Origin of the sequence: Mesorhizobium sp. M8A.F.Ca.ET.161.01.1.1 (assembly GCF_004792105.1) — a bacterium.
Lineage (GTDB): Bacteria > Pseudomonadota > Alphaproteobacteria > Rhizobiales > Rhizobiaceae > Mesorhizobium.
The window spans coordinates 1-300 of the sequence record NZ_SRTD01000399.1 but is presented as its reverse complement, the minus strand read 5'-3'; the positions used below and the strand labels follow the sequence as shown (position 1 = coordinate 300).

The following is a 300-nucleotide window of genomic DNA, read 5'->3' as shown; positions in this document are numbered from 1 at the left end:
GTCGAAGCGTTGCTTCTCCTTGCCTTCTTTCTCATCACGACCCTTGTGTGGGGCGTCTGGTCACTATGGCTGTTGGTTCGATACATGGGCGGGCGCTGGAAGCGCCCGATGATCCTGCCTTACGGGCTGGTGACCGCGGTTGCGCTTTTCACGCTTTTTCGGTTCGTTGAATTTTATCTGGAGATGGGCGCTTACGACAGGGAGAGAGCAATACGTTATCAGCCGGAACTTCTGGAACCCGCGCGTCTGGGCGGGATAGATATGCCCAAGGGTACGAAGCTCGAACTCGCCATTGCCGAC

1 pseudogene is annotated in these 300 nt (G+C 56.7%); it reads left to right on the top strand.

Features of this window, described 5'->3' with window-relative positions:
• A pseudogene (locus EN804_RS36265) lies at nt 1–300 on the top strand (hypothetical protein); the annotation flags it as partial.